Source organism: Neorhizobium sp. JUb45 (genome assembly GCF_004343585.1).
In the GTDB taxonomy this organism is placed as follows: domain Bacteria; phylum Pseudomonadota; class Alphaproteobacteria; order Rhizobiales; family Rhizobiaceae; genus Neorhizobium.
In genome coordinates this window covers 47,277-63,003 of the sequence record NZ_SLYW01000005.1, presented here as the reverse complement: position 1 = coordinate 63,003, position 15,727 = coordinate 47,277, and the positions used below count along the sequence as shown (strand labels likewise).

Below are 15,727 nucleotides of genomic sequence, written 5' to 3'. Positions count from 1 at the left end.
TGAGATTTAATCATGGCTGTACTGAGCAAGCTGGCTCAACAGATTCTTGCCCCCGTGGATGAGAACGGCATACCGCGCGCGATTTCGGAACAGGAACTCGGTGTCTGGGGTACTGAGGTTGAGCGGCTTCTGGCGGCGATCGGTGCGGGCGAAGTCGATCCTGCGGACCTCCCTCCAACCTGGGCGTTTGCTTCAGATGCGGGTGCAGGCACACCGAACGCCATTCAGGCCACAACGGTCATTCCAGTGACCGAAGCGGTCTTGGTTGTGATGAACATCGCGAAAACAAACGGGCCGGGATCGGTTACTGTACGCTTCAATGGAGCGGCTCCAGATTACATTATAAAGACGAATTCTGGAAATGATCCTGCGGTCGGGGGGGTGTCTGCCGGCACGATCGTTATCGGTAAGGTCTATGGTAACACATTCCGGCTGCTGAGTGACCAGGCCAGCGTTGCGGTTCTCGCCGAAGCGGAAGCTGCATTGGAGCTGGTGAAAGAAATCAGAGATGAAGTAATAGGAAGTGTCCCGAGTGTTTTCTCTCCTAACAGAGCGGCGCTGAAAGCGCTGCAGCCAGCGCATACAGCGTTCGCATATCTCACTGAAGGCCACCGCTCGGGCCAATTCATATGGAATTCAGGCGACTATTCCGAAGCGATTTCAGAAGATCCTTTAGAAGGCGTGTATGTGAAGTCCGACACGGTATCAGCATCGGCTGGCGCTTGGGTCCGCGTCTTTTCCGTCGCTTCAGTTGCTTTCTGGGGGGCCGTGGGGGACGGCTTGTCTGACGACACCGATTCCATTCAAGCTGCTATCGCTTGGTGTGAATTGACTGGGCGATCTCTGTACTTACCAGCGCCTTCTCAAAGTTATAGAACAACCGATACCCTCGCAATTGGGAAGGGCGTAGCGATCAAAGGCGACGGCATTGTGCCGTATAACGGCGTGCCGGGGGGGGCGTCTGAAAACCCTCGAGGACTAGGGTCTTGGATCTTCGCTGATCATACGCAAAACTGTTTCGACATCATTCCGACAACAGCTAACGGATCGGGAGTTCATTTCAAGGATTTTGGAGTTTACCGCGACAGAACAATACCGCCGTCTGGCGATTTTACGCCTGTGGACACAGGAGAGGAGATCCACGCCGAAAACGTCGAGCTGATTATCGACAATGTCTGCCTTCTGAATCCTTACACGGCCGTGAATTTCAATGGCGGCGGTGGGCGACTCGTAGTGAAACACCTCTTCGGTCAGCCGCTTCAAAACGGTCTTATCGTAGACAACGCATTTGATGACATTGTCGTAGATAAGCTGCACTGGTGGGCCTATTGGTCGTCAGCGGATGCTGTACTGAACTATACTAAGCATAATGCAAGAGCGATCTCTATGGGATATGCTGTAGATCCTATTTTTTCGAATATAATGGTATTCGGCTACTATATCGGGTTTGATTTTTTCCAGGGTAACGCGGGCGCCGACAGGCACCCAACCGGGCGCATGATTGCCTCAAATGTTGATTTCAACGGAGTTGGATATTGCATCTTTGTCGAGCCCGGAGTCGGGCCAAATGCCCAGTTTTCCAACATAAACTGCGGTGGCCTTCCCGGTTTCGGGGGGTATGCAATGAACATCAATGGCAATAGTGCCTATCTGGTATTCAACAACCTCTGCATTTTCGACTATCTTGGTTCCGGCGGCATTTTTTTGACCGGAACCAACAACGTCGTTCAAATTAACAATTTGAATTCGGCCGCTACCGGGAGCGTGCTCGTATGTGACGGCTCTTCGAACCTAATCCAGGTGACCAACCAATATGCGATATCCTTGTCTGGTGAAAAGGTCGTGTCATCGAATGGGGGCAGAGTATGGGGGTACTCCGGCCCCGGATTCGATGTTGATTCGAAAGGGGTGATACGCCAATGGGGATCTGTTGATATCAGCAACCCCACGGCTGGCACCTATAATACAGCCGCCGTTAACTTCCCGATCAGTTTTAGAACCTCTGTGGAAAAAGTTTCAGCTAGTATGTCTGGCCTTCCGAATCCTGGCAGTTGGTCTGCGGGAGCAGGATCTCCAACGCTGACAGGGATGCAGGCTGTCCTAAGTTGCAGCGCTACTTTCACTGGAGTAGCGAAAATTTACTGGGAAGCGGTAGGTCGATAAACGTGTTGAGAAAAGACCTGAAGGGGAGAATTTTGGTTTGCAAATACCCGTTGCGGGTGCAATGCCATTTCTCATGGCGCAGGGAAATATACGATATAGGGGCCACATTGATGGCTTGCGTGCAATCGCTGTCATGGGGGTGGTGCTTTTCCACTTCGGCGCCAACTGGCTACCTGGGGGGTTTGTCGGAGTAGACGTGTTTTTCGTGATCTCGGGATTTCTTATTTCGAGGTCGATTTTCAAAGATGCTGAAGCAGGCACATTCTCATACATGGATTTCTACGAGCGGAGAGCTCGTAGGATATTGCCAGCACTTTTTGTCGTGACGGCCTTAACCAGTGCTACGGCGTACATTGTTCTATACCCAAGCGAATTGGTCGATTACTCGAAGTCTGTAATCGCTTCTTTGTTGTTTTCGGGTAACATTTTCTTTTGGTGGACGGCAGACTATTTTGGTCCGTCAGCAAATAAACTTCCTTTGCTCCATTATTGGTCGCTGGGTGTTGAAGAGCAATTCTATATATTTTTTCCTTTTCTTGCACTTTCACTTACAAGAGTTAAGGCAGGTGTGGCCTTTGCTATTCTGATTTCCATCACATTAATTTCTTTGATATTCAGTCAAGCAATGCTTGCGATCTCTCCGCAAGCTAGCTTCTATCTACTTCCGTTCAGGGCGTTCGAGTTGCTGGTGGGGTCTATATTGGCAAAGGGGGAAATTTCATTCCCTAAAAGTGTCGTGCTCTCTGTGGTGTCTGTGTCGCTAGGCCTTCTGACAATAATAGCCAGCATGATAATCGTGAGTGAAGACACCGCTTTCCCAGGGATTAGTGCGCTTGCGCCATGTATAGGTGCGTGCTTGGTCATTTGGGGTGCTGACGCACGGTCAACGTGGATATCGGATTTATTAGGGAGAGGCATCTTCTCGTTTATAGGGAAGATTTCTTACTCGCTTTACCTAGTCCATTGGCCAATCGCGGTATTTTCATTGCCGTACTTGCAAGTAATTCTCGGCGTGTGGTGGGCTACAATAACCGCAACGCTCATCTCCACTGCCTTGGCTTGGATGTCTTTTTGTTTGATAGAACAGCCTGTCCGCACCAACAAAGTATTTTGGAACAGAACTAGCATCTTCCGAACTGGCGCCGTTCTAGGGGGCGCTCTCGCGTCTATATCGTTGATAGCAATTCTTGGTTCTGGCTTCCCCGGAAGGCTCGACCGGCGTACTTCAGAAGTGTTTAATTGGCAGTATTTTGACCCGTCTGAGAATTTTCGATCAGGTCGATGCTTTCTGGATATTGGTGATTCTCTGCAATCTTTTGATTCTTCGCTGTGCCTTCCTTCTGATGGAGACGGTTCGGTAATTTTCTGGGGAGACAGTTCTATTGCTCACTATTTCCCGGCCGTACTGGAATTGTCGGGGGAGAAAAAACGATCGGTAGGGCAGATCACTTCATCTCAGTGCGCTCCCATCGTTGGCCAAAATGTTGTTGCTCGGCCGCTTTGCAAAGCATTCAACGATATGGCCCTAGCTCAGATTGCCAAGATAAAACCGAGCGTCGTAGTCATGGGCGCTATGTGGATGCCCGGTTCCGAAGCGACTGAAAACCTGTCCAAGACAATCAAGCTTGTAGAGAAAACTGGCGCGAAAGTTATCATACTTGGGGAGCCACCGATCTACAGAGTGGTTGTACCTACAATTCTGGCTAACCGAATGGCCAACAGCGACCCCAGCGCCTTGTCTGGTCGAGACTTAGATTTCGACGGCCTGATGGTTACCGAGAAATGGGTTAGTTGGGTGGCTCAGCAGCACCCTGACGTACTTTTCATATCAATCCTACAAACGATGTGTCCTGAGCGGCAATGCACTATGAAAGTGGGGGATATGCCAATGCAGTTCGACGCCCTCCATTTGACGCCTCTCGGGTCAAAAATTTACGCCGAGAAACTTTTTGGCGATCTACTGGATAAATAAATGTAGTGGCTCACGTAGCCAAGCCCGTAAGGCACCGAAACCCGGATCAACACCATGACTGTGCAGCCAGCGCAGCGCAGCGCCGTGTGCTAGCTCACCAGCTCAGCGTCATCATCGTTCGCAGGCTCGTCGAACACTGGCGTTTCAGCCAGTTCGCGTAGCGTGGCGGCCAGTGCGGCCAACTGCTGAGCTATTTCGCTAATCGACAGCGCGGCGAGATCTTCGTTCATTGCGTCCTCCTGAAACTGAGGCCGGACGCAAAACAATCTGCCGACCGCCAAGATAGCGCCGTTGGTTAATTCGACAAGACACCAAAACATCGGAGAACGATAATGACTGTGCAGCCTGCGCAAAGCGAATTCGTGCGCTCTCTCGCCAAGGTGCTTGTGCACGAAGGCGGCTATTCAAACCATCCGGCCGATCCGGGCGGTGCCACGATGAAAGGCGTCACCCAGCGAGTCTATGACGACTATCGCGAGGCGTTGAACCTCAAGCCGTCCGCCGTCCGCAACATCTCGGAAACTGAGCTGCAGGCGATCTATCGGCGCCGGTATTGGGATCTGGCGAAATGCGATCGGCTTGCGCCGGGTGTCTCGTATGTCGTCTTCGACGGCGCGGTGAACTCCGGCGTGGCTCAGTCGGCCAAGTGGCTCCAGCGCGCCCTTGCTGGCATGGGTCTTTATAAAGGCACGATCGACGGTGTGGTCGGCGACGGCACCATCCTTGCCGCATCGCAGGTCAACGACAACGATGCGTTGGTCGGCAAAATTTGCGAGCTTCGCCTAGCCTTCCTGAAACAGCTCAAGACGTGGAAGACGTTCGGCAAGGGCTGGTCTGCGCGCGTGGCCGGTGTCCGTAAGGTCGGGCAGGCATGGGCAAGCGGCTCGATCGGTCCTGAGGTCACCTATGTGGCCGGCGGTGAGGCGAGGGCAATGCTCTCTGACGCCAAGCCAGCACCTAAGCTTGCTGTGGCTGACGCCGCCACTGGTGCCGGCGGCGGATCGTTCGGCATCGCTGGCGTGCTCAAGACGGCACAAGAGCAGCTTATGCCTTTCGCCGGCACAAGCCAGTTCATCAACCAGGCAGTTGCTGTCCTCGTGGTCGGTGGTGTCGTCATCACGGTCGGTGGCCTCGGCTATCGCTGGTATGCGCAGCGCCGCAAGGCAGAGCGTGCCGAAGCGCTGGACATCGAGACGGCTCCGGCAGTCGTGGAGGGCTGAATGTTCTCCACCCCGCGCGCTCTCGTCCTCGTGGCCATCATCGTCATCATCTCTGTCATCGTGTTCGCCATTTACCGGGCCGGCGGCGACAGCGTCAGAACGTCAACTGAAAGGCAGAACAATGCTGCAGCTTCACGCGCTGACCAAGGCGCTCTTGATTATGATGCCTGCCGTGATGCTGGCAGGCTGTGGGACTTCCGGGCCGGCAGATGTGGACGGACTTCGACGGACAGTCGGGATTGATCTTATCGGCGCCCGCGGCGCGACAGACGCGGATCAGCGGAAGATCGATCGCACCGTCGTGCGCCTCTGCGCCGGCAAGGTCTGGAACCGCGACGAATGCGGAAGGCACGGTGCTGGCGATGGTTCTTGAAATGAAAGGCGCGGAGACGGATGCCACCTGATATAGCCGGCGACATCACCGCCTCTTACATTTCGCAAGGTGTCATCGGCACCACATGCGTCGTTCTTGCCCTCGTTGTCCTGAAGCTCTGGACCGAGATCAAGGGAGAGAGGGCGGCTCACAAGATCGAGTTGGCGTCCAAGGACGCTCTCATCAAAGACCTGTACGAGGCCCGCTTGCAGGAAGCGAAAGCTGGCTTCGATATAGCCCGAACAACCCAAAGCTCACTGGATGCCTTCCTTGCAGCTGTAAGCGGAAAGGGGCGGATATGATGGGGTTTCTCAGGAGCGTTTTGCGCGCCCACGTAGAGCCGATCACGCACGAGAATGTGCGACCTGCCGATCGAGACAAAGACATGGAAGCAGAAATCGACGCCGCGCAGACAAGCACCTATCTCGCCATCAAGCGAGCGGAGCGGCGGTCATGGGAAATTCGCCAGGAGCTTACAGGAAATGTGCTCCGGCTCGTAGCAGGAGACTGAGACATGATCCGACGCCTTAGCCCGAACCGCGCCGTTGTGTTCGCTGTCCTTGCCTTTCTGGCCTACTGGATTGCGTCCATGTTTGTCCCAGCCCTCATTTTGCGAGACGTATTCAACTCGCTGGCATTCGGAACTGCCATCATCATCACCGTGACATGGGGGCCGGCTGCATTCAGGGCGCTCCGAGAAAGTGCCGACACAGGCGAATGGCAGCTTGTCCTCGCCATCTTTCTAGTCTGGTTCGTAGTCGCCTGCCAGAGGGTCTATGTCATCGCCTTCAATGCCTATGGTCGGCCGGAATCGTGGTCAGACTCGGCAGTCTCTGGCTTCTGGCCATATTCCTTTCTGATCGCCGGCTTGCTGTTCCTCAGCGCCCCCGGCGTCGATGGGGATAGGTTCAAAAGCAATGCGGTATGGGCGATGGTCGCTGCCGTAGGCATCGGCGCACTCGTGGCGGGCATCCTGATCGGTGCGGCTATTCCCACAGGTTGATTTTCACGCTATACTTTAGCCTTCACGCATATCCAGTCTGTGCCCGCTGCCCTGACCAGGCGGCGGGTCTTTTTGCGTTCAGGCAATCCGTTCCGCTCGCGCATTTTGTCGTACCAGTCCTCGACCGCCTTGGCGGCCTGCCAGTGTTCCGGCTCCCAGCCTTGGTGCGGTAGGAGACGGTTGTTGAAAGTAGGCCCACCAGCGCCGCCGCTCCACATGAAGTGGTTCTTCTTACTGTGCGTGGTCTTGTCTCTCATGATGCGGCCGATGCATATATCGCCGTCGTAACCGATCCAGTCTTCAAGGCCTTCACCGGGCCACGTCTGGGCCCACCGGTATTTCTTCTGCCAGGCCATGACGAAAATCTATTTCAATAGGCCGTCTGCAAGCTCTGCCGCCTCGCTTCGAACTGTGCCGCGCTTGTATGGATAGTGCTCATGACACCACCAGATGGGTTCGGCGTTCCCACGGCGAAATCCCCAACCGCCCCACTTCCCGCAGCCTTCGACGCTGCAAAAGTGGATGTATGGACCTGAGCCAGCAAGCTCGGTTGTGCGGCCTTCGTCGCTCATTTCCGCCTCTCAATCAGGATGTTTGCTTGCAAAAGGCAAGGAAAGCGAGCCTCGCATTTGTCGGTCCCGCGACGATCGCAGCCGATGGCCATGATCCGGCGCAGCTCGACAAACTGTGTTTTTGCTCCCAGCTTTTTAACCAAGGCCTTGCGATCGTATTCGCCATATCGGTCGCACCGGTCGCAGACCATGTCGATCTTTTCGCCTCGAAAATCCTGGAGCGTCGGCAAGCTCATTGGCTGGCGTCCCGCCCGGCTGCGGGTTGAAGGCGCCAGCCAGATTTCGGTGGCGAAAGCCCTGCGGCTTCCGCTCGTTTCGTAAGCGCAACATCTGCTTTTCGCTTTGCTGCCCCATACGTAGGTGCGAGAACGGTAACGCGGCGCTTGCCTGCCGTGAAAGCGAAGCGCTTGTATTCGGGCTTTCCCCCTGCGCAGAAGCCGCCGATAAACGCTCGGCGGCACGCTACTTTGTCCAGTGCCTGACGGTCTTCAGCGAGCAACGAAGCCCACCAATCGTCAAATGCTGCTTCATTTCTTTTCGTCATGGAGAACTCGATCGCTAGATTTCGTTCTCATTATGTTCTCATGCTTGGCCGAGTCAATCCGTCATCCGCTTAACTGTCGCCAACAGGTCGGCAAGCTCTTGGTCCTCGCCCATGCCTAGAGCGAGATTTTCCGCAACTTCGATGACGGCGGCAAGCGTCTCAGCTTTTCCCCACCCCGCTCGAATCGCTTCTTCGATCAGCTCTTGAAGCTGCCCTTCGATAGCCTCTTGGCATTCGATGAAGTTGTCGGACGAGGAAGCGCGGGGTGAGGCTATTTTTTTCATCACCCTGAACAGTGGTGGCGGGCTTAAGTTCCATGAGGGGAATAAGTCTAAGGGAGCGTTTTACAGGCGCTACCGACGGCAACGCGTTTCTCCTGCTGGTCGAGTGCGGTTTTACAGCTATCCTGTTGGTGCTGCGGGAAGGGAACGAGCTTCCCAAGCTGGTGCCCGGGTATGTAGCCGAACTCAGGCGGACAATAAAAAACCCCGTTTAAGCGGGGTCAGTTATCTGTTCAGAGAGCGGAGGCGGCATGTCTAGGTCGCTCTGCCGCGTGTGCGGCTTTATCGATTAGGAACAGTTCCAGAGCTCGCTTATATGGCACGTAGGTGAGTACGGCGATCAGCAAAGAAAGCATGAAAACGAGCATTGCGGCTGGGCTGCTGCCCATTGCTGATATGATTACCAAGCGATGAAACGCTGTGATCTTATTGTCGTACGCGCGCTTCACCGGAACCACCTTCGCTTTACCGCCGATCAACCTGTGGTAGATCCATGACGGCAGAAAGCCGATGGCCATCATCCAAGCGAAGCTAGTGCTGTAAGCATTCTCTACCCCGAAGCAGACAACCCTCCGGTGTTCGGTAGTTAGGTCGTGGCGAGACAACAATTCGTCGGCCCGCTCCAAAAGTGCCAAGCGTGCAGGCTCTACGAAGGCCGATACTCGGGCCTTGAGGTAGAGATAGAACACGATGACGCTGACCGCGATTATGATTGGTCCGTAAGACATCATCATCTTTTGTTCCGTTTCTTCGTACTAGGTTTGCGCTTCACAGCAGTTAAACCTTTGATGCGCGATTTGCGTTCCAAGAACGCTGCCCTACGACTGTTTTTTATGTGCTCATAGAGCGTGATGCACACTGCAACTGCGACCACACCTATGATCACGCCGTCCGGGTAGTGTGTTGCAAGCCATATGGAAAACAACAATGCGCGACTGCATGCACCAATTAGCCCCTGCATTGACTCGTCGTCGCTGACGCCTGGGATATCGGCGTTCAGCCCACCGATCAGGCCGGTGAGCGTCATAAGCGAGACGATCGACTTAACTATGATCCATAAATAATGAAAGAAGCGCAAGTTGCAACTCAGAATCGCGTGATTTGCGGCATACATTCATTTCAACGTTAAGTTTGCAATACCAACCTTAACAGAAGCTTGTGGTAAACGCGATTTACGGCCAAATTATTGTCATGAGCGGTGAAGGCGGGTTATGCTTCTTTCTTAGAGTTCGTTGTCATACTGATAGAGATTATGCTTATCCGCAACGATCCTACCCGCATTCCGTGGGTTGGCGTACGTCCCCAGAAATACAGCGGCGCTACGCCAACCGCCGGCGTCCATGACTGACTTCACGTCCACGCCCATGGCGAGAGTGTTGTTCGCGAACGCATGCCTGCCGCAGGTGTGTGACGGCTTGTACGATATGCCGGAACGTTTGCAGACGGCGGATATTCGCTCATTGACCGAATGACGATTTTTGTATCTGAAAACGAGTTCGTCAGGATCGGCGTCGCGGCTTAGCTCATAGAGACGAGAGATCAGCTGGTCAGTCAGAAACCGTATTGAATTCTGGTCTGTTTTCGTTTTGACCAAAAGCACTGTACGGCCTGCAAGATCGACCTCTCGCCATTTCAGCGCCACAGCTTCTGACACTCTTGCGCCGGTCTGGCTCATGAAGAGGATTAGCGCCGCCAGGTGCGGCAGTCTGTCCTTGCCGCACTGCCGCGCGAACGCATCGAGCCATGCCTGTGATGCGGCTTTCTTCCGGCGCGGTCTCTCTTGCTTGAAGTTTTTGATGCGGGTCGATGGCCCCCAGCCCCGGTCATAGCCGTGATAGACGACTGCGCGTACCGGTGTCACAACGCACCGGTTTTTTGTTGCATTGGTCTGCGTCGGGTAGAGTTCGTCGGCAAGCTGGCGAACATCGAACGGGAATATCTCTGTAAGCAGACGGTCGCCTAGGTGAGGCAGGATGTTTTGGAGATATTTCCTCTCGCCGCCGTGCTCCATGTAGCTCTTTGCGGTCTCCGCAAAGCTCCGAGCTATGCGATTTTCAGTGGCCGGAGGTGTCGTTCGGAACGTCATGTTCATCGGTGATCCTGTTCGATCTTGCCGATGCAAAGGTGCGGTCGGTTGTGCGAAAACGCGAACGTTTTCAGTGGGGCTCACAATGTAGGTGCGGGGAAGATATCTCTATGAAATTGGCCGAACATGCTACGTCGGCACGGGGCACCAAAAACCTATAGGTAATTCAAATACCTACTGGTTTTTCAATAGGTTAAACTTCCATCTGCTACAGCGAACTGCTACAGCGAGGCATGGAAGACGTGACCGTTTACCCTTGGTTGACCCTCAGAAATCGCACCTATTATCTCCGCGCTCCGGTGCCAGCAGACCTCCATGAGGTGCTGAAAAAGACCCAAATCTGGAAATCTCTCGGCACGCAGGACCGTCGCAAGGCGGTTGAGAAGCTGCGGATTGAGAGCGGTGTGGTCTCGGAGATGTTCGAACAGGAGCGTAGGAGACAGGCACGTCTTAACGAGCCTTCGCTGGAGGAACTGACGGAAGCCCAGCTCAAGATCATCGGGGATGTCTACTTCGCCCACCTTCTGGACGAAGACGAGGAACGGCGACTTGGCGGCTTCGAAGGAGATGATTTCGACATTGCAGCCGAATGGCTGGACACACTTGACCAAGAGAACCGCAGAGAGTTCGCTCGCGGTCAAATCTCCCCCTTCATGCTGGACGAGGCAGCCGAGGTTCTGTCATGGGACGGCATTGAACTTCGCCTGGCTGATAACTCGCCAAGCTGGCCGAAGCTGGTCAGGGCAATCTATCAGGCAAGGATCAAAGCCGATCAGGCGAAGCGACAGCGCAACATGGGCGATGTGATCGAGACCCCGAAGCCCGAGGTTGCCAGCGAGAAGCATTACGGTTCCGCTGCGGTGAAGCTGGTGGGGCTTGCGAGAGCGATACGGCTGGCTTTCGGTGTGGTTGATCCATCCGATCGACAGTCCAACAACTACCCGTCAATCCAGCACAGCTAACTACATCCTCCTAAACCGCCAACCCTATACAGCCCTTAGGCTGTACAAATTGTACACCTGCGGTGGCAACTGCGCGAACCGCCTAAAGCCCTAAATTACCACTCACTTATAGAATAGAACGGCGATGGCATCGGTCTTCAGCCAACCAGATATGACGAGAATGAACGAATACGCACGACTTAACCCCGAGATTTGGAACGCCTCTCTTTCCGAGGCCATCGAGATGCTTGAAGAGACGCGTGGGCGTCAGAAGGACAATCCCTCTGAACCTGACAGTTTACCTGCGTCAGAAATCGAAGTGCTGCCCACCGTCTTCCAGTCCAGAGGTGACAAGCCTGACGAATACCATGTCAATGAGTTAATCTCTGCTTTGAAGCGAGAAAGCGCACTCGATCCAGTCTCGGTTTGGAGGTGCGGTGGACATACGCTGTTGGTCGATGGTCATCACCGTCATACTGCCTACACGGCCCTTGGGGCAGCAACAGGGAAAGAATTGGAGGTTCCCGTCAAATGGGTTCAGGGTCCGCTAGACAAGGCTCTATGGGCCGCCGCTGATAGCACCAAGGCGAAGCTTGCCATGACCCCTGGACAACGCCTCAATCGGGCGTGGGTACTTGTCACGTTAGGTCGGTTTCCCAAGGCAACGGAAGCCAGCATGGCGGGGGTATCAACTAGCCAGATCGCAACCATGCGGAAGGTGAAGCTGACACTCGGTGAGAGCGTAGAAGACTACAGAGGCTGGAAGGATGCGCTGCGCGCCTACCAAGGGCGCACGGCTGGTGAGTTCAATGAGGACGATCGGCAAGCGTGGCTTGAGCAGCAGGCTGACGAATGGGCAGCGAGGATGCGAAAAACCTTCGGCACGAAGCTTAGCCAAAACACCGAACTAGCGGCCATGGTCATGGCCCGTTACTTTGGTAGGAATGCATCCAAGCTCGCGATGGATTTGGCAGATGAACTCGGCATGGAAGTTGCCCATCCTGAACAGGAAGAGATGGACGAAGAAGGCTATGACACCACCCCGTTTTAGTCGGAGAACAGACGTATGCAGGCTTAATTCCTGCTATTTTAGATATAGATAAATTACCACACCCTTTAGGATAGAGGCGGCTTTTTACCCGAAAAATTCGAGAGGCCAATCAGATAGAAGGCCGTGTTGGCTTCCCCCCCTACGGCCCCTCGAAGCAACTTCCCTGTCACCGGTTGTATCTGCAACTCGTATCCACAACAGTCACCCTTACTATCGGCTCGATCGATATGCCCGGCGTCAAGGTGACATCCACGGTAGTACTGCCGTAACCGGAATTTACGTACAGGGTGGCGTAGCCGTCAAAAGTCTTACGGTTGGGGAAGAGATCATCTCTCTGCTCCATCTTCGCTTCGACATCGCAGTCTACAGAGAACGATCCCTCTACATCGGCATCACCATTGTACTCCACCGTTATGGTATAGTCGCATCTACTAAGCCCGCCCCCGATCATATTCTCTCGGCAGTTAAGGTCTGTGTCGCTTATGGTAAGCGGAGAGCGATACGTCGAGCGCGGAGTTGTGGAGGGAGGTGGCGATGTAGACGGCAGTTTTAATGGGCTGCTGGATAGCTGCTCTACAAACTTCTCTCTCACCCATCCAGTCTTCGTCTGGTTATCGATCAGCACCCCGATCTCTCGCCAATCGCCCACTCGCTTACTGAAAAGCACGACCTTCATGCCCATAGGCAGTTCGGCTAGAACCGCGCCGCTCGTAGTCGGCACAGCACGCATATTCAGCCGCTGCGTGTTCACCCTGCCAAGGGTCATCTCTTCCGCGTACGAAACAGCCGGCATCACCAGCCCCAACGCGATGATAAATGCGATGATAGCTCTCATGGACATGCAACACCCGACTGCACGTTAGCCGAACGTGAAAGTGAAGCGTTGGCTGCCTACGGAGCCGGTGCCGGTGCCTCGCGTTCCTGTCGAGACAAACGAGAAGGAACCGCTTTGCCCGTTCGTGCAGGTAAACGTGCCTTCGCCACGACGCTGCGTCACATAGACGAAGTTACCGCTGCACTTCCTACCCTTGCTGCTGGTCAACTCCAGCGTGCCGCCACCATCCATGTAACCGGTCGCCTTGCCAGAAAACGTCTCGTCACCGCTCTCGGTCTGCCCTTTCAGTGGCAATGTCATGCCGCAGCTCGATACAAGAAGAGCGACGGCTACAAAAGTAATTGTGCGTTTCATTGATACCCCCAAATGATTTGCGCCTGGACCTTAGTCTGATCAAGCCGACGTCCACCAGATGGGTCGCCGCTTATCCCCAGATCGAAAAGCATAAGAGTATCAATAGACCACGCCGATGTGGCTTCTCCGAAAAGAGCCTAAAAGAGTCCCATACAAGTGGTATTTGACTTTTGGAACCGTAAGTGTCAGAAGCCCTTAAACTTCTGTGACACTATCGGAGCCGTTTCAAATGCCTACCACCATCATTGGTTATGCCCGCACCTCGACCCTCGACCAGACCTATGGTCTCGATGCTCAGCTTCGCGATCTAGCGGCAGCAGGCTGTGAGAAGGTGTTCAAAGAGCAGCTCTCCTCGGTCGATACAGAGCGCCCAGAGCTGACCCGCGCTTTGGACTATGCCCGTGAAGGTGATGTATTCATCGTCACCAAGCTGGACCGATTGGCGCGCTCCATGACCGACCTAGTGAGGATCAAGGACACGCTGGAGACTAAAGGCGTCACGCTCAAAATCCTCAACCTCAATATCGACACCTCGACACCTACCGGCAAGCTCATGCTCAGCCTGCTCGGTTCCATCGCAGAGTTCGAGCGCGACATCATGCTAGAACGGCAGCGGGAGGGCATTGCGAGGGCAAAAGCTGACGGCAAGTACAAAGGCCGTGCCCCAACAGCTCAGCGAAAAGCCGACGACGTGAAGCGGCTGAAGGCCGAGGGGAAGACCGCCGAGCAAATAGTTGTGGAACTGGGCATCAGCCGTTCGAGCGTCTTTAGGGCGCTTCGGGCGGAATAATCACGCGTCCGTTTGGCACGGGGTGATTATGTGTTTTCAACCTTTGCTACCCTGCCATCCCAATCTCCGTCGCGCCATGGGATGATCGACTTCTAGCTGGACACTGGCCTGTTCAGCTCTAAGGCGTACGTACCCTCGAATGACCTTCTCCGTGAACTCATACCAACCCGTTCGATTGGCTGAGAGGATTTCCCCGGCTCCAGTTTTCTTGAGGCTGTTCATTCGGGTATTGAACTTACTGCGGTCGAGCGCCTCTAAATTAAGAGCTGCCGTGATGCGAATGTATGAGGCGAAGATGTCCGTACTGCGTCGCTGAAGCTCGTGGCCGTCCGCAACGGCATACAAGATATACTGATTGTCGTTGCTGTATTTCCGCGTCGCCAAATCGAATGGCGCTTTGAGCTTCATCTCCATTGCGTCACTTGCCTTCGCCATTGCCGCTTCAAAAAGCTCGCCCGTAACCATACCCCCATTCTGAGCCTCAAAGACTTGCCAGAATAGCTTTTCGGAAATCAGGTGAACATAGTGCGGGAAGCCGTCAGATATTTTGGCTATGCGATAAGCGGTGGTGTCGTCGATCTCAATTCCCAGACTCGATGCAGCCGCGACCACGATCTCTATACGACCATCCCAGCCCAGCCTTTCAAGGCTCACAGTGTGGAAATAGCGGTCGGCGCTGGCATGAGCGGACATGATCGCTTCGACCGTCTCTCCAATCCCACAGAAAATGAAACGGGCAGGCACTCGTTTGTCTGAAAGTTGCTTGATGAAGTTGGCGAAGTGTTCTTGCTCAACCTTGTCTTTGATTTGATCGAACTCATCGATCACAACGACTAGCTTGTCACTATATCGCTCGCATAAGAAGGCAACGAGACGGACAGCCTCGTTGATTGTACTCGGCTCAGGTGCCCTTCCCTCTTGGGTAGAGACCTTTGCAGCACCAGTGAGCCAGCCCAGATTTATGCCACCGCCTCCCTCCCTGATTGTCTTTTCGATCAACGGGCTTCGGCTTATGACTTCCTCAAAGAGGTCCTTGATAATGCTGCTAAAGCTGTTGCTGTTGTCGCATCCCAAAATGACCGGATCGCAACTGGCTGACGAGAGAGAGTAAGCGGCTGTCTGAGCCAAAGAAGACTTTCCAACTCCTCTGAAGCCATGGATAAAGACGTGACGACCCGGGGCATAGAGCGCCTTTCTGATGCCATCCAACTGCTCTTCACGGCCTCTGAGAAACTCTTCCGATTGAAGAGGGCGCGAAGGAGAAAGCACATGGGCTAGGGCCTTGCCGAAATCTTCTTCAGGCTGCGTAACTACCGCTCTGAGATTCCATAATTCGTCAGCCATTGCTCTATCCCGCTGGGAAACCGCGACTCGCAGCACACACAATTATAGAGAGTCGGGCCTGCGGATTGCAATCGCGCCACCCACCAGATGACACGCCCTATGCATGATCATTAGATTGACGATTTGGCCATCTTGAAACTGCTACAGCGAGCTGCTACACCGCTCGGCGTGGATGGCATTATAACCCATTGAAATCAT

The 15,727-nt window shown here is 54.2% G+C and carries 20 protein-coding genes; 10 read left to right on the top strand and 10 right to left on the bottom strand.

The genetic code is table 11. The features are described 5' to 3' along the window. Positions 1-12 precede the first annotated feature (12 nt). On the top strand, positions 13-2,163 hold the full coding sequence (locus EDF70_RS19515; protein ID WP_132276991.1) for a hypothetical protein: 2,151 nt from the start codon (positions 13-15) through the stop codon (positions 2,161-2,163). Between the two features lie 37 nt (positions 2,164-2,200). Next, positions 2,201-4,135, top strand: coding sequence for an acyltransferase family protein (locus tag EDF70_RS19510; RefSeq protein WP_132276989.1), 1,935 nt, complete (start codon positions 2,201-2,203; stop codon positions 4,133-4,135). 89 nt (positions 4,136-4,224) lie between these two features. Here EDF70_RS19510 and EDF70_RS30020 read toward each other — a convergent pair whose 3' ends face one another. Beyond that, a complete protein-coding gene (locus EDF70_RS30020; RefSeq protein WP_165932071.1) occupies positions 4,225-4,365 on the bottom strand; it encodes a hypothetical protein in 141 nt (46 codons plus the stop codon). 102 nt (positions 4,366-4,467) lie between these two features. On the opposite strand from EDF70_RS30020, the gene EDF70_RS19505 reads away from it, so the two are divergent. The 5 genes from EDF70_RS19505 (at position 4,468) to EDF70_RS19485 (ending at position 6,731) form a co-directional block, all read left to right on the top strand. Then, positions 4,468-5,355 (top strand): glycoside hydrolase family 108 protein, encoded by an 888-nt coding sequence (locus EDF70_RS19505; RefSeq protein ID WP_132276987.1) that lies wholly within the window; start codon positions 4,468-4,470, stop codon positions 5,353-5,355. A gap of 121 nt (positions 5,356-5,476) precedes the next feature. After that, on the top strand, positions 5,477-5,728 hold the full coding sequence (locus tag EDF70_RS19500) for a hypothetical protein (protein WP_132276985.1): 252 nt from the start codon (positions 5,477-5,479) through the stop codon (positions 5,726-5,728). 20 nt (positions 5,729-5,748) lie between these two features. Further along, a complete protein-coding gene (locus tag EDF70_RS19495; protein ID WP_132276983.1) occupies positions 5,749-6,030 on the top strand; it encodes a hypothetical protein in 282 nt (93 codons plus the stop codon). Between the two features lie 83 nt (positions 6,031-6,113). Next, positions 6,114-6,239 carry a hypothetical protein gene (locus tag EDF70_RS30650; RefSeq protein WP_281033625.1) on the top strand — a complete coding sequence of 42 codons (126 nt, stop codon included), beginning with the start codon at positions 6,114-6,116 and terminating at the stop codon, positions 6,237-6,239. A gap of 3 nt (positions 6,240-6,242) precedes the next feature. Beyond that, positions 6,243-6,731 carry a hypothetical protein gene (locus EDF70_RS19485; RefSeq protein WP_132276979.1) on the top strand — a complete coding sequence of 163 codons (489 nt, stop codon included), beginning with the start codon at positions 6,243-6,245 and terminating at the stop codon, positions 6,729-6,731. An 8-nt stretch (positions 6,732-6,739) separates the two neighbouring features. Here EDF70_RS19485 and EDF70_RS19480 read toward each other — a convergent pair whose 3' ends face one another. From EDF70_RS19480 to EDF70_RS19450, 6 genes are all read right to left on the bottom strand, one after another. Beyond that, on the bottom strand, positions 6,740-7,087 hold the full coding sequence (locus tag EDF70_RS19480; protein ID WP_132276977.1) for a hypothetical protein: 348 nt from the start codon (positions 7,085-7,087) through the stop codon (positions 6,740-6,742). A gap of 212 nt (positions 7,088-7,299) precedes the next feature. Then, positions 7,300-7,539 carry a hypothetical protein gene (locus EDF70_RS19470; protein WP_132276973.1) on the bottom strand — a complete coding sequence of 80 codons (240 nt, stop codon included), beginning with the start codon at positions 7,537-7,539 and terminating at the stop codon, positions 7,300-7,302. Positions 7,540-7,900: 361 nt separating this feature from the next. Continuing rightward, a complete protein-coding gene (locus EDF70_RS19465) occupies positions 7,901-8,131 on the bottom strand; it encodes a hypothetical protein (RefSeq protein ID WP_132276971.1) in 231 nt (76 codons plus the stop codon). Positions 8,132-8,361: 230 nt separating this feature from the next. Further along, on the bottom strand, positions 8,362-8,862 hold the full coding sequence (locus EDF70_RS19460; protein WP_132276969.1) for a hypothetical protein: 501 nt from the start codon (positions 8,860-8,862) through the stop codon (positions 8,362-8,364). After that, positions 8,859-9,206: a hypothetical protein gene (locus EDF70_RS19455; RefSeq protein ID WP_132276968.1), complete on the bottom strand. Its 348-nt coding sequence runs from the start codon at positions 9,204-9,206 to the stop codon at positions 8,859-8,861. Before EDF70_RS19455 ends, EDF70_RS19460 begins: the two co-directional genes overlap by 4 nt. Before the next feature lie 144 nt (positions 9,207-9,350). After that, a complete protein-coding gene (locus EDF70_RS19450) occupies positions 9,351-10,220 on the bottom strand; it encodes a site-specific integrase (protein WP_132276966.1) in 870 nt (289 codons plus the stop codon). A gap of 227 nt (positions 10,221-10,447) precedes the next feature. Here EDF70_RS19450 and EDF70_RS19445 point away from each other — a divergent pair, with 227 nt between their 5' ends. Continuing rightward, positions 10,448-11,176: a DUF6538 domain-containing protein gene (locus tag EDF70_RS19445; protein ID WP_132276964.1), complete on the top strand. Its 729-nt coding sequence runs from the start codon at positions 10,448-10,450 to the stop codon at positions 11,174-11,176. A 124-nt stretch (positions 11,177-11,300) separates the two neighbouring features. Next, positions 11,301-12,206 (top strand): ParB N-terminal domain-containing protein, encoded by a 906-nt coding sequence (locus EDF70_RS19440; protein WP_132276962.1) that lies wholly within the window; start codon positions 11,301-11,303, stop codon positions 12,204-12,206. 166 nt (positions 12,207-12,372) lie between these two features. Here EDF70_RS19440 and EDF70_RS19435 read toward each other — a convergent pair whose 3' ends face one another. Together EDF70_RS19435 and EDF70_RS19430 are read right to left on the bottom strand one after the other, a co-directional pair. After that, positions 12,373-13,041: an SH3 domain-containing protein gene (locus EDF70_RS19435; RefSeq protein WP_165932070.1), complete on the bottom strand. Its 669-nt coding sequence runs from the start codon at positions 13,039-13,041 to the stop codon at positions 12,373-12,375. A 24-nt stretch (positions 13,042-13,065) separates the two neighbouring features. After that, entirely contained in the window at positions 13,066-13,395 is a 330-nt protein-coding gene (locus EDF70_RS19430) for a hypothetical protein (protein ID WP_132276958.1), read from the bottom strand. Between the two features lie 229 nt (positions 13,396-13,624). Here EDF70_RS19430 and EDF70_RS19425 point away from each other — a divergent pair, with 229 nt between their 5' ends. Further along, complete coding sequence (locus EDF70_RS19425; protein ID WP_132276956.1) at positions 13,625-14,185, top strand: recombinase family protein; 561 nt, start codon at positions 13,625-13,627, stop codon at positions 14,183-14,185. Between the two features lie 36 nt (positions 14,186-14,221). Here EDF70_RS19425 and EDF70_RS19420 read toward each other — a convergent pair whose 3' ends face one another. Continuing rightward, positions 14,222-15,529 carry an ATP-binding protein gene (locus EDF70_RS19420; protein WP_132276954.1) on the bottom strand — a complete coding sequence of 436 codons (1,308 nt, stop codon included), beginning with the start codon at positions 15,527-15,529 and terminating at the stop codon, positions 14,222-14,224. Positions 15,530-15,727 lie beyond the last annotated feature (198 nt).

Excerpts from the sequence above, each read along its gene's own strand:
- EDF70_RS19515 (WP_132276991.1), top strand. The coding sequence starts at position 13 with ATGGCTGTACTGAGCAAGCTGGCTCAACAGATTCTTGCCCCCGTGGAT.
- EDF70_RS19480 (WP_132276977.1), bottom strand. The coding sequence starts at position 7,087 with ATGGCCTGGCAGAAGAAATACCGGTGGGCCCAGACGTGGCCCGGTGAA.
- EDF70_RS30650 (WP_281033625.1), top strand. The coding sequence starts at position 6,114 with ATGGAAGCAGAAATCGACGCCGCGCAGACAAGCACCTATCTCGCCATC.
- EDF70_RS30020 (WP_165932071.1), bottom strand. The coding sequence starts at position 4,365 with ATGAACGAAGATCTCGCCGCGCTGTCGATTAGCGAAATAGCTCAGCAG.
- EDF70_RS19425 (WP_132276956.1), top strand. The coding sequence starts at position 13,625 with ATGCCTACCACCATCATTGGTTATGCCCGCACCTCGACCCTCGACCAG.
- EDF70_RS19430 (WP_132276958.1), bottom strand. The coding sequence starts at position 13,395 with ATGAAACGCACAATTACTTTTGTAGCCGTCGCTCTTCTTGTATCGAGC.
- EDF70_RS19485 (WP_132276979.1), top strand. The coding sequence starts at position 6,243 with ATGATCCGACGCCTTAGCCCGAACCGCGCCGTTGTGTTCGCTGTCCTT.
- EDF70_RS19505 (WP_132276987.1), top strand. The coding sequence starts at position 4,468 with ATGACTGTGCAGCCTGCGCAAAGCGAATTCGTGCGCTCTCTCGCCAAG.
- EDF70_RS19465 (WP_132276971.1), bottom strand. The coding sequence starts at position 8,131 with ATGAAAAAAATAGCCTCACCCCGCGCTTCCTCGTCCGACAACTTCATC.
- EDF70_RS19460 (WP_132276969.1), bottom strand. The coding sequence starts at position 8,862 with ATGATGATGTCTTACGGACCAATCATAATCGCGGTCAGCGTCATCGTG.
- EDF70_RS19500 (WP_132276985.1), top strand. The coding sequence starts at position 5,477 with ATGCTGCAGCTTCACGCGCTGACCAAGGCGCTCTTGATTATGATGCCT.
- EDF70_RS19450 (WP_132276966.1), bottom strand. The coding sequence starts at position 10,220 with ATGAACATGACGTTCCGAACGACACCTCCGGCCACTGAAAATCGCATA.
- EDF70_RS19435 (WP_165932070.1), bottom strand. The coding sequence starts at position 13,041 with ATGAGAGCTATCATCGCATTTATCATCGCGTTGGGGCTGGTGATGCCG.
- EDF70_RS19445 (WP_132276964.1), top strand. The coding sequence starts at position 10,448 with ATGGAAGACGTGACCGTTTACCCTTGGTTGACCCTCAGAAATCGCACC.
- EDF70_RS19470 (WP_132276973.1), bottom strand. The coding sequence starts at position 7,539 with ATGAGCTTGCCGACGCTCCAGGATTTTCGAGGCGAAAAGATCGACATG.
- EDF70_RS19420 (WP_132276954.1), bottom strand. The coding sequence starts at position 15,529 with ATGGCTGACGAATTATGGAATCTCAGAGCGGTAGTTACGCAGCCTGAA.
- EDF70_RS19495 (WP_132276983.1), top strand. The coding sequence starts at position 5,749 with ATGCCACCTGATATAGCCGGCGACATCACCGCCTCTTACATTTCGCAA.
- EDF70_RS19440 (WP_132276962.1), top strand. The coding sequence starts at position 11,301 with ATGGCATCGGTCTTCAGCCAACCAGATATGACGAGAATGAACGAATAC.